Below are 11,132 nucleotides of genomic sequence, written 5' to 3'. Positions count from 1 at the left end.
TGTGCCGAAAGCGTCGTACTCGCGTTCAAGAGGGCGGTCTTGGCGGCCGGTGTGACACGAGGACCGCGGCCTGAGACGTACGTCACATTTCGGCCGTCGGACGTCACATTCGGACTCCCTTCTCCCGTCGCAGTAGTGAGCGCATCAAGGGAGGCAACGCATGTCAGAAAGCTCCGGGGCCGGTACCGACGGCGCGACGCGGGTGTTCGTCGACCACCGCGAGCTGCTCTTCGCGATCGTCTACAACATGCTCGGCAGCGTCGCCGACACCGAGGACGTACTCCAGGAGACCTGGCTGTCCTGGAGCAGCCGAACCCACCGCTCCCCGCTCGACGGGATCGACAACCCGCGTGCCTACCTGGTCCGCATCGCCGTGAACCACGCCCTGGCACGACGCGCCGCCATCACCCGCCGCCGCGAGACCTACGTGGGGCCCTGGCTGCCGGATCCCGTGCTCGACGAACCCGCCGCCGACGACTCCGCCGACGAGCGCGCCCTGCGGGCCGAGTCGGTGTCGCTGGCGATGCTCGTGGTTCTGGAGTCGCTGACCCCGCTGGAGCGGGCGGTGTTCGTCCTCAACGAGGTGTTCGGCTACCCGCACACCGAGATCGCGCAGGTCATCGACCGCAGCCCGGCGGCGGTGCGCCAGCTCGCGCACCGCGCCCGGGAACACGTGCACGCCCGCCGTCCGCTGTACCGGGCCCATCCCCGTGTACGGCGGCAGGCGACCGAACGGTTCGTGGCGGCCGCGCTCGGCGGTGACATCGCCGCGCTGATGGAGATCCTCGCGCCGGACGTCACCGTGTGGACGGACGGCGGCGGCAAGGCCCGCTCGGCCGGGCTGCGGCCGGTGCACGGACGGGACAAGGCGGCGCGTCTGTTCGCCGGGTACGCCAGGCGCCGCGGGACCGACCTCGACATCAGCTACCGGCGGGTCAACGGCGACGACTCCGCGGTGATCTTCATGGGCGAGTCGCCGTACGCCGTCATGGTCATGGACCTCACCCCGGACGGCGAGCAGGTGTCCGACGTCTACATCGTCACCAATCCCGAGAAGCTCACGCACGTACGACGGAACAACGAGGAGATCCCGGCCGAGGAGGGGGAGCGCGCGTGACCACCACCGAACGGCCCGCGGAGAAGCCGTCGTCCGGGGAGCGCGTCGCCGACTGGTTCGACGGCCGGCTCGGCATCTACTCCCTCGGCAGGCGGTACCTGCGCAAGGTCTTCCCGGACCACTGGTCCTTCCTCCTCGGCGAGATCTGCCTGTACAGCTTCATCGTCCTCGTCCTCACCGGCGTCTATCTCACGCTGTTCTTCCATCCCTCGATGAACGAGGTGGTCTACCACGGCAGTTACGTCCCGCTGAACGGCATCCGCATGTCGGAGGCGTACGCCTCGACGCTGGACATCAGCTTCGAGGTGCGCGGCGGGCTGCTGATCCGGCAGATCCATCACTGGGCCGCGCTGATCTTCCTCGCCGCGATGCTGACGCACATGATGCGGCACTTCTTCACGGGCTCGTTCCGCAGGCCCCGCGAGGTCAACTGGGTGTTCGGCTGGACGCTGCTGCTCCTCGGCCTGTTCGAGGGCCTGTTCGGCTACTCGCTGCCGGACGACCTGCTGTCCGGGACCGGGCTGCGGTTCGTGGACGGGGCGCTCCTGTCGGTGCCGATCGTCGGGACGTACCTCTCGATGTTCCTCTTCGGCGGGGAGTTCCCGGGCCATGACATCGTGGCCCGCTTCTACTCCCTCCACATCCTGCTGATACCGGGGATCATGGCGGCCCTCGTGGTGGCGCATCTGATCCTGGTCGTCTACCACAAGCACACCCAGTTCGCGGGTCCGGGAAAGACCGAACGCAACGTAGTGGGCACGCCGTTCATGCCGGTGTACATGGCGAAGGCGGGCGGCTTCTTCTTCCTGGTGTTCGGTGTCATCGCGCTCATTTCGGCGGTCGCGACGATCAACCCGGTCTGGTCGTACGGCCCTTACCGCGCCGACCAGGTGTCGACGGGCGCCCAGCCGGACTGGTACCTGGGCTTCGCCGAGGGGCTGGTCCGTGTCATGCCGGGCTGGGAGATCACCGTGGCGGGCCACACGCTCGTGCTGGGCGTGCTCATCCCCATCCTCGTCTTCCCGACGCTGCTGGTCCTGATCGGCGTCTATCCGTTCGTGGAGGCCTGGGTCACCAAGGACCATCGCGAACACCATCTGCTGGACCGCCCGCGCAACCGGCCGGTCCGTACGTCGATCGGGGCGGCGTGGATCAGCGTCTATCTGATCCTGCTCGCGGGTGGCGGCAACGACATCGTGGCGACCCGCTTCCATCTGTCGATCAACACCGTGACCTGGACGGTGCGCATCGCCCTGTTCCTGGTCCCCGTCCTGGTCTTCGTCGTGACCCGCCGCATCTGCCTGGGCCTGCAGCAGCGGGACCGCGAGCTGGTGGCGCACGGCCGTGCGACAGGCATCATCAAGCGCCTGCCGCACGGCGAGTACGTCGAGGTGCACCGCCCGCTCGGCCCGGCCGAACTGCACGCTCTCACCGAGCACGAGCACCGGGGGCGCTCAGACCACCGGGACCTCCAGGCGGCTGATCCGCAGCCCGCCGTCGGCGGCCCCCGGGTGGCCGCCGGCCATGACGAGACGCAGCCGTGAGCCGCGTACGGCATCGAAGGTGATCACCGTCGGCGCGTCGGACGTGGTGGCCCAGTCGACGGCCGAACCCTCCACCGGCACATAGTTCTCGCCGTCCCAGACCGAGACCGCGACCGACGCGGGCAGGGCGTGGGTCGCGTCGACGGTGAAGGAGACCTCGACGCGGTCGACGGTGCGGGGGCGCGCCCAGGTGACCGAGACCCAGTCCTCGGGGCGGGCCCCGCTGAACGCGGGCAACAGGGCCGTCGCCGACTTGTAGAAGGCGTTGGACCAGCCCGTGGCCGCGTCGCCGTCGAGCATCGCGGCGGGCAGGGTGTCGGTACGGCCCGAGTAACTGGCGTCCGCGAAGGGGTAGTTCGGGGCCGCTGGATAGTCGGGCTCGAACGCCGTCGCCGCGGTGGTCGCCTTCGGCCCGGCAGGGGTGGTGCGGACGGTCGTGGAGTCCGTACGCAGACCTTCGGCGCGGGCGGTCACCTTCACCGGGCCCGCCTTCGTACCGGACCGGACGATCGCGAGTGCCTTGCCGTGGAAGGCGGTTCTGGTGCTCGCCTGGTAGCGCTCGGCGCTCTCCTCCCGGCCGTTGTCGAGACCCGCGAGCGAGCCGCCCGCCACGTCGAACGCGAGCAGGTGCTCGGCGTCGGGCACCACGACACCATGGGCGTCGATCACCTCGGCGGTCACGAAGAACAGTGAACGGCCGTCCGCCGCGAGCGTCTTGCGGTCCGGTGTGAGACGGATCGCGTGGGGCTTCCCGGCGGTCCGCAGCACGTCCGTCGCCACCGTCCGGCCGTCACGGCGGGCGACCGCCTTCAACTCACCGGGTTCGTACGGCACTTTCCAGCCGAGGTGCAGCTTGCCCGCGCTGCCGTTCGGGCTGGTGTAACTCCCGGGGTAGGGGCCGTCGGTGAAGGTCTTGTCGTCGCCGGTCGCCTCGGTGGTCTCCAGGTACGTCCGGCCGTCGGTGGTCTTCTTGGTGTCGAACTCCCTTGTGCCGAGGGACTTTCCGTTGAGGAACAGCTCGACGGTGTCGACGTTCGCGTAGGCCCAGACCTCGACCGTGTCCCCCGCTTCGTGGTTCCAGCTCATGGGCAGCAGATGGACCATGGGCTCACCCGTCCACTGGCTCTTGAACAGGTGGTACATGTCCTTGGGGAAGCCGGCCGTGTCGACCGCGCCGAAGAACGAGGCCTTCACCGGGAAGACGTCGTACGGCGTGGGCTCGCCGATGTAGTCGATGCCCGACCACAGGAACTGCCCGGCGAACCACTTCCGGTCCCGGTCCTTCTTGTGCCCGTACTCGCCGCTCATCGTCCAGGAGGCGAGGTTGTTGTCGTACGAGGAGACCGCGCGCCTGCCGGGAGTGTGGTTCTCGCCGGTGTTGAGGTGCTCGGGTTCCTGGTAGGCGGAGCGGGTCGAGGTCTCGGACGACGACTCGGACTCGAAGAGGAAGAGGTGCGGGTAGGCGGCGTGCAGGGCGTCCACCGACTTGGCGGTGTTGTAGTTGAGGCCGAGCCCGTCCAGCTTGGCGAGCATGAGGTCGGCGGCGGAGCCCTTCGTGGGGACGCGGCGGTATTTGTCGGAGCCGATGACCAGCGGGCGGGTGTCGTCCGCTGCCTTGACGGCGCCGATGATCCGGTCCGCCATGGCGAGCCCGGCGGTGGAGGTGGAGTCGGGGACCTCGTTGCCTATGGACCACAGGACCACGGCGGGCGAGTTGCGGGCCGCGAGGACCATCTCGGTGGCGTCCTTCTCGCACCACTCGTCGAAGAACCGGCCGTAGTCGTACTTCGTCTTGCCGGTCCGCCAGCAGTCGAACGCCTCCACCATCATCACGATGCCCAGCTCCTCGCAGACCTGGATGATCTGCGGCGAGGGCGGATTGTGGGACGTGCGGAAGGCGTTGACACCCATCGACTTCATGATGGTCATCTGTCTGCGTACGGCGTCGATGCTGATCGCCGCGCCGAGCGCGCCCTGGTCGTGGTGCAGGTCGACGCCCTTGATCTTGGCGTGGGTGCCGTTGAGGTGGAAGCCCTCGTCCGGGTCGAAGCGGAACGAGCGGATACCGAAGGTGGTGCGGCAGGTGTCGACGCTCTCGTCGCCGACGCGCAGCTCGGTCACCAGGGTGTAGCGGTGGCCCGGGGTCGCGAAGTCCCACAACTTCGGCTTCTCGACCGTGAGTTCATGGGTTTCGTCGGCCCGGTCGCCGACCGTGACCGTGGTGACCGTACGGGCGGCCGTCCGGCCGTCGGGGTCGAGGACCGTTGAGATCACCTGGACATCGGCCGAGGCTCCGGATTCGTTGACGACGGTGGTACGCGCCCGTACGACGGCCCGGTCGTCGCCGACGTCCGGAGTGGTGACGTAGGTTCCCCAGCGTCCGACATGGATCGTTTCAGTGACGACCAGGCGGGCGTCGCGGTAGATGCCGCTGCCCGAGTACCAGCGGCTGCTGGGCAGTTGGTTCTGGACCTTGACGGCGATGACGTTGTCGGTGGTGCCGTCCGTGTGCAGCAGGTCGGTGAGGTCGAAGGCGAACCCGGTGTAACCGTAGGGGTGGCGGCCGACTTCCGTGCCGTTGCAGTAGACGTACGAGTCCATGTACACGCCGTCGAACTCCACGGAGATCCGCTTGCCGGCGAGGGCGGGCGGCAGCGTGAAGGTGGTGCGGTACCAGCCGAGGCCGCCGGGGAAGAAGCCGGTGCCGCTGGTGGTGCCGTGCTCCGTGGTAGGGGTCTGCTCGATGCTCCAGTCGTGCGGTACGGCGACCTCACGCCATGCCGAGTCGTCGTAGCCGGGCTGTGCGGCGCCCTCGTACGCGCCCGCAGGGTCGGTGATGCCGCCCAGATTGACCAGCGCGAAGCGCCAGCCGTCGCGCAGCTCGACCGTATGTCGCCCCGGGGCTCGACCGGGCGACGCCGCCCAGGCGTCGGCGGCGCCCGGGAGTGCACCGGCCGCGGGTACGGCCGTTCCTGCGATCAATACCGATCTTCGAGTGACCGTCATGGCGGCTCTCCCTCATCAGGGCCCATAAGTCATCACAACTGATCGTGAACAAACAGATTCTGACGGGGTGGCACACACGGCCGTCAAGGGGCCGGCACCCACTTCCGTCCCGCACGACACATCGGCCGGAAACCCACCTCGCGGATGTGCCGCGTCAGCCGTCCGTGTTCCACGGTGCGGAGGGCGCCCACGCACTAGGCTGTAACCCGAGTGACGCGGTTGTTCACGGTGACTGTGCGCAATGGAGTGGCGACGATGAGCCCGGTCCACCCCCTCGAAGAGGCCGCCACGGCACGGGCAGTCATCGACGAGAACGGCACCCTGGTCCGCTGGAGCGAGGGGGCCCACCGACTGCTGGGGTACGCGCCGGAGGAGGTCGAGGGCCGCCCCGCGGCGGACCTGCTGGACCCCGGTTCGGGCGACGCAGCGCTGCCCGAACCCACCAGTAACCGCTGGAGCGGCGCCCTTCCCCTTCGTCACCGCGACGGACGCACCCTCTCGGTGTGGCTGCTCGCTCATCGCAGGGAAACGAAGGGCGAATGGCTCTTGGTCACCCCGCTCGAGGGCGAGGACCGGCGCGCCTACGACGACCCGCTGATCAGGGCCGTGCTCACGCAGTCGCCGTGCGCCATGGCGATCTACGACGAACGGCTGCGCCTGTACGGGATCAACGACGCGATGGCCGAGGTGATCGGTCTCCCGGAGGCCCGCATCCGCGGCCTGCGGATCTCCGAAATAGGCGACCAGCGGGAGAGCGAGCGGCTCGAGGAGAACCTGTACGGCGTGCTCGTCTCGGGCGAGGGGCGCGATGTGGAGACGTACATGCGCTCGGGCGGTAAGGACCGCGCGCACGCCTGGATGGCGCGGATCGCCCCGCTCACCGACGCCGACGGGCGCGTGCGCGGCGTGTGCCTGGCCGCCCACGACTTCACCGAGCAGTACCGGGCCCGGGAGCGGCTGCAACTGGTCAACGAGGCCAGCGTCCGCATCGGCAGCACCCTCGACGTCACCCGGACGGCGCAGGAGCTCGCCGACGTCTTCGTGCCCGCAGTCGCCGATTTCGTCAGCGTCGATCTGCTCGATCCGCCGGAGCACGGGGGCGAGCCGGACTCCGAGCTGCCGACCGCCCCGGTCACACTCCGCCGTGCAGCCCATCGATCGGTGAACCCGGGCTCCCCCGAAGCGGTCGTCACGCTCGGCGAGGTCGACGTCTACCCCGCCGCCTCACCGCAGGCCGATTCCCTGATCGCCGGCCGGACGATCGTGGTGCCGGACGCGAACAACACGCTGGAGGAGTGGCTGGCCTGGGACGAACGCCGGCGCGAGCGCGTCGCGAAGCTCGGCGTCCACGCCACCATGTCGGTGCCCATCCGGGCCCGGGGCCAGACTCTGGGCGTGGCGGTGCTCACCCGGTTCCGGCAGCCCGGCCCCTTCACCGCCGACGACGTCCTGCTCGCCGAGGAGGTCACCGCCCGGGCTGCCGTCTGCATCGACAACGCCCGCCGCTTCTCCCGCGAGCGCCAGACCGCACTGGCCCTGCAGCGCAGTCTGCTCCCCCAGTCGCTGCCCCGGACGGCGGCCGTGGACGCGGCCTCGCGGTATCTTCCCGCGGCGCGGGCCGGGGTGGGCGGCGACTGGTTCGACGTGATCCCGCTGTCCGGGCTGCGGGTCGCCATGGTCGTCGGCGACGTCGTCGGCCACGGCATCCAGGCCTCGGCGACCATGGGGCGGCTGCGCACCGCCGTCCGCACCCTCGCCGACATCGACCTGGCCCCGGACGAGCTGCTCACCCACCTCGACGACCTCGTCGTGCGGCTGTCGGAGGAGGCCGGGGCCGGAGGCACCACCGGTGAGGTCGGCGCCACCTGCCTGTACGCGGTGTACGACCCTCTCTCCCGGCGCTGCACCCTCGCCCGGGCAGGGCATCCGCCTCCCTACATCGCCCCTCCGGACGGTCCACCCCGGCAGCTCGAGCTCCCGGCCGGACCGCCGCTCGGCCTGGGCGGACTACCGTTCGAGTCGGTGGAACTCGAGCTGCGCGAGGGCACAGTGCTGGCCCTGTACACCAACGGGCTGATCGAGACACGCGGGCGGGAGCTCGACGTCGGCCACCAGCTGCTGTCCCGAGCTCTGGAGCAGTCGTCCCATTCCCTGGAATGGGCGTGTCATGCGATCCTGCAGGCGCTGCTTCCGGTGGGCGGCGCCCAGGACGATGTCGCCCTGCTGCTCGCCCGGACGCGCGGGCTGGCCGCCTCCCAGGTGGCCACCTGGGACATTCCCGCCGACCCCGCCCTCGTCGCACCGATGCGCAAGCAGGTGGCCGAGCAGTTGGACACCTGGGCTCTGAGCGAGGCGACGTTCACGGCCGAACTCGTAGTGAGCGAGCTGGTCACCAACGCCATCCGGTACGGCGAGGCACCCATCCGGCTGCGCCTCATCCACGACGCCGCCACCCTGATCTTCGAGGTCTCCGACAGCAGCCACACCGCCCCGCATCTGCGCCGGGCGAAGATCTACGACGAGGGCGGCCGCGGGCTGCTCCTCGTCGCCCAGCTCACCCAGCGCTGGGGCAGCCGGCACACGCCCGACGGCAAGACGATCTGGGCGGAGCTGACGCTACTCGGGGAGGACTGACGGCCTCGGAGTGCGGCCGGCGCGACATCTGATGTGATGGATGGGCGCCACCATGATCCCCCGGAGGACCGAACTCTGAACGACCCGCTCGCCGAAGGCCTTTCCGTCGCACTCAGCACCCCGCTCGCCGAGGCCCTCTCCGTACTCCTGCTCGTCGCGGTGCTCGTGTGCGCGGTGATCCGCCCCTTCAACTGGCCCGAGGCGGTGGTGGCGGTCCCGGCCGCCGGTCTGGTCCTCGTCACCGGCGCGATCTCCTGGGAGCACGTGCGCGCGGAGGCCGCGCATCTGGGGCCGGTGATCGGCTTCCTGGCGGCGGTCCTCGTACTGGCCCGGTTCTGCGACGACGAAGGACTCTTCCAAGCCTGCGGAATGTGGATGGCGCGAGGGGCGGCGGGGCGGCCGAGCCGTCTGCTGACCGCCGTCTTCGCACTCGCCTCGGCGATCACGGCGGTGCTCAGCCTGGACGCGACCATCGTGCTGCTCACACCCGTGGTGTTCGCCACCGCGGCGCGGATGGGCGCCCGCCCCAAGCCCCATGTGTACGCCTGCACTCACCTGTCGAACACGGCCTCGCTGCTCCTGCCGGTCTCCAACCTCACCAACCTGCTCGCGTTCACGGCCACCGGCCTGAGCTTCACGCGCTTCGCCGCGCTGATGGCCCTGCCCTGGCTGGTCGCGATCGGCGCCGAGTACGTGGTCTTCCGGCGCTTCTTCGCCGGCGACCTGGTCGCGGCCGCGCCGGAGCCGCGTGTCGACGAGTCGCCGGCCGTGCCGGTGTTCGCGCTGGTCACCGTGGGCTGCACGCTGGCGGGTTTCGTCGTCGCCTCCGCGCTCGGCATCGATCCGGCGTGGTCCGCGGCGGCAGGTGCGCTCGTGCTCGCCGGCCGCGCGCTCGTCCGCCGGCGCGCCACCCCGCTCACCGTGATGCGGGCCGCCGCCCCGTCGTTTCTCGCCTTCGTCCTGGCGCTGGGCATCGTCGTACGGGCGGTGGTCGACAACGGGCTCGCCGACGCGCTCGACCATCTGCTCCCCCACGGCAGCAGTCTGCCCGCGCTGCTCGGTGTCGCGGCGCTCGCCGCCGTCCTGGCCAACCTCATCAACAATCTGCCCGCGGTCCTCGTCCTGCTCCCGCTCGCCGCCGTGTCCGGCACCGGCGCGGTGCTGGCCGTTCTGCTGGGGGTCAACATCGGGCCCAATCTGACCTACGCGGGTTCTCTGGCGACCCTGTTGTGGCGGCGTATCGTGCACCAGCACGAACACGGCGTCGACCTCAAGGAGTTCACCCGGCTCGGTCTGATCGCCGTGCCTGCGGCGCTGGTCCCCGCCGTACTGGCACTGTGGGCCTCACTCCACGTCATCGGAGGCTGATGGGCATGCGGGTAGTCGTCTGGCTGGTCGAGGGAACGTGGCCCACGTGCGTGGACGCTGTACGCACGTACGCGCCGCACGCGACGGACGTGACCCTGCTGCACGTCGCCGAACCCGGCGTACCCGGACTGGCGCACGGCGCCTACGCCGGCCTGCTCGGCCGCGGACATCCCGAGCGCGACCCCGGCAACCGCCTGGAAACCCTCGACACCGCCTCGGCCGCGCGGCTCCTCGATGCGGCGGCCGAGCGACTGGGCCGCCCCTGCACACGCGTTGAGCGCGTGGGCCGTGTCGAGCGGGAGGTGGTCTCCGCCGCCGAAGGCGCCGATCTGCTCGTGGCAGCCCGCGACGGAGACCGCGCCCATCTCGGACCGCACAGCCTGGGAAGGGCCGGACGGTTCGTCGTCGACCACGCGCCCTGCCCGGTGCTGCTGGTCTGGCCCGAAGCGGCACCGGACATCACGACCTTGCCGCCGTCTCCCCCACACCGTTAGCGGTTCTGGTCCGGTACGCGCCCGGCGGTGTGCCGTACCGCCGGCGGAAGACCCGGCTGAAGTGGAAGGCACTGGTGAAGCCGGACGCGGCGGCCACCCGCTCCACCGGGAGTTCGGTTGCTTCCAGGAGCCGGGCCGCGTGCAGCAGCCGGGCGTCTCGCAAGGCGCGCATCGGGGAGCGGCCGAGCTGCTCGGTGAAGAGGTGGGCGAAGCGGGACGGTGAGAGGGAGACGGCCTCGGCGAGCGACCGTACGGTGTGCGGCGCGGCCGGGTCGGCGGCGATCAGGGACTCGGCCCGCCGAATGCGCGTGTCGAGGCCGGTCCGGCGCCGCTCGGCCCGGGCGGTGGCGAGCAGCACGATCTCCTCCAGGGAGCAGAGCGTCAGTTCTCTGGCGGCGGTACCGTGCGCGACCGCGACCTCGCCGCCGACGGGCTCCTCGGGGGCGGGCGGCGGACCGTCTCCGGTCCAGCGGGCGTCGGCGAGCATACGGCGGAAGGCGGCCTCGGTGCGTTCCTGGCTCCGGGCGGCGGGGTCTGCCTGGCCCCGCGCGGTTCCGATGGCATACACCCCGTCATCGAGAGCGTACGGCCGCAGCCACGCCGACCAGGCCGCCCGTGCCTGGCAGTGCACCCACCAGAACGCCCAGTGCCCTGCGTCCGGTTCGACGGAGTAGCGGTGCGGCACACCGGGCCCCAGGACCACCAGGTCGCCCGCGTCGGCCACCGTCCGTGTCGCCCCTTGCGTGATCCGTCCCTGTCCGCCCGTGGTCCACGTGAACAGCCAGCTGTCCGCCCCGCGCGGCCGGTTGACGCTGTAACCGGGCCGTTGGTCGAAGCGGCCGATGGTCACCAGGCCCGGCGGCGGGGACGGATCAGCAGGCTCGGACAACTCCTCAGCACGCACAGGCATCCTCCCGAAAGGCACACCGGCCTAGCGTGAGGCACCTGGACACCGGTGAGAAGGGGCGG

Annotated in this window: 7 protein-coding genes; 5 read left to right on the top strand and 2 right to left on the bottom strand. The window is 70.5% G+C overall.

From position 1 onward, the window contains the following. The first annotated feature begins 160 nt into the window (after positions 1–160). On the top strand, positions 161–1,117 hold the full coding sequence (sigJ, locus tag OG975_RS44015) for an RNA polymerase sigma factor SigJ (RefSeq protein WP_406335308.1): 957 nt from the start codon (positions 161–163) through the stop codon (positions 1,115–1,117). Continuing rightward, complete coding sequence (locus tag OG975_RS44010) at positions 1,114–2,661, top strand: cytochrome bc complex cytochrome b subunit (RefSeq protein WP_406335306.1); 1,548 nt, start codon at positions 1,114–1,116, stop codon at positions 2,659–2,661. Before sigJ ends, OG975_RS44010 begins: the two co-directional genes overlap by 4 nt. Here OG975_RS44010 and OG975_RS44005 read toward each other — a convergent pair. Further along, complete coding sequence (locus OG975_RS44005) at positions 2,572–5,667, bottom strand: glycoside hydrolase family 2 TIM barrel-domain containing protein (protein ID WP_406335305.1); 3,096 nt, start codon at positions 5,665–5,667, stop codon at positions 2,572–2,574. The two genes, OG975_RS44010 and OG975_RS44005, sit on opposite strands and share 90 nt — an antisense overlap. A gap of 255 nt (positions 5,668–5,922) precedes the next feature. Here OG975_RS44005 and OG975_RS44000 point away from each other — a divergent pair, with 255 nt between their 5' ends. Genes OG975_RS44000 through OG975_RS43990 form a run of 3 tightly spaced genes read left to right on the top strand, consistent with a single transcriptional unit; the run spans position 5,923 to position 10,163 of the window. Beyond that, the gene (locus OG975_RS44000) at positions 5,923–8,301 is read left to right on the top strand and encodes a SpoIIE family protein phosphatase (RefSeq protein WP_406335303.1); all 2,379 of its coding nucleotides are present in this window, start codon (positions 5,923–5,925) and stop codon (positions 8,299–8,301) included. A 36-nt stretch (positions 8,302–8,337) separates the two neighbouring features. Next, the gene (locus OG975_RS43995) at positions 8,338–9,669 is read left to right on the top strand and encodes an arsenic transporter (protein ID WP_406335301.1); all 1,332 of its coding nucleotides are present in this window, start codon (positions 8,338–8,340) and stop codon (positions 9,667–9,669) included. 5 nt (positions 9,670–9,674) lie between these two features. Continuing rightward, complete coding sequence (locus tag OG975_RS43990) at positions 9,675–10,163, top strand: universal stress protein (RefSeq protein ID WP_406335300.1); 489 nt, start codon at positions 9,675–9,677, stop codon at positions 10,161–10,163. On the opposite strand, the gene OG975_RS43985 is transcribed toward OG975_RS43990, so the two are convergent. Beyond that, positions 10,129–11,073: a helix-turn-helix domain-containing protein gene (locus OG975_RS43985; protein ID WP_406335299.1), complete on the bottom strand. Its 945-nt coding sequence runs from the start codon at positions 11,071–11,073 to the stop codon at positions 10,129–10,131. The genes OG975_RS43990 and OG975_RS43985 overlap by 35 nt on opposite strands. Positions 11,074–11,132: the final 59 nt, after the last annotated feature.

This window comes from Streptomyces sp. NBC_00203 (assembly GCF_045206325.1).
In the GTDB taxonomy this organism is placed as follows: domain Bacteria; phylum Actinomycetota; class Actinomycetes; order Streptomycetales; family Streptomycetaceae; genus Streptomyces; species Streptomyces lutosisoli.
The sequence above is the reverse complement of the archived record's forward strand: the minus strand, read 5'-3'. Positions and strand labels throughout refer to the sequence as shown.

Excerpts from the sequence above, each read along its gene's own strand:
- sigJ (WP_406335308.1), top strand. The coding sequence starts at position 161 with ATGTCAGAAAGCTCCGGGGCCGGTACCGACGGCGCGACGCGGGTGTTC.
- OG975_RS44005 (WP_406335305.1), bottom strand. The coding sequence starts at position 5,667 with ATGACGGTCACTCGAAGATCGGTATTGATCGCAGGAACGGCCGTACCC.
- OG975_RS44000 (WP_406335303.1), top strand. The coding sequence starts at position 5,923 with ATGAGCCCGGTCCACCCCCTCGAAGAGGCCGCCACGGCACGGGCAGTC.
- OG975_RS43995 (WP_406335301.1), top strand. The coding sequence starts at position 8,338 with ATGGATGGGCGCCACCATGATCCCCCGGAGGACCGAACTCTGAACGAC.
- OG975_RS43990 (WP_406335300.1), top strand. The coding sequence starts at position 9,675 with ATGCGGGTAGTCGTCTGGCTGGTCGAGGGAACGTGGCCCACGTGCGTG.
- OG975_RS43985 (WP_406335299.1), bottom strand. The coding sequence starts at position 11,073 with ATGCCTGTGCGTGCTGAGGAGTTGTCCGAGCCTGCTGATCCGTCCCCG.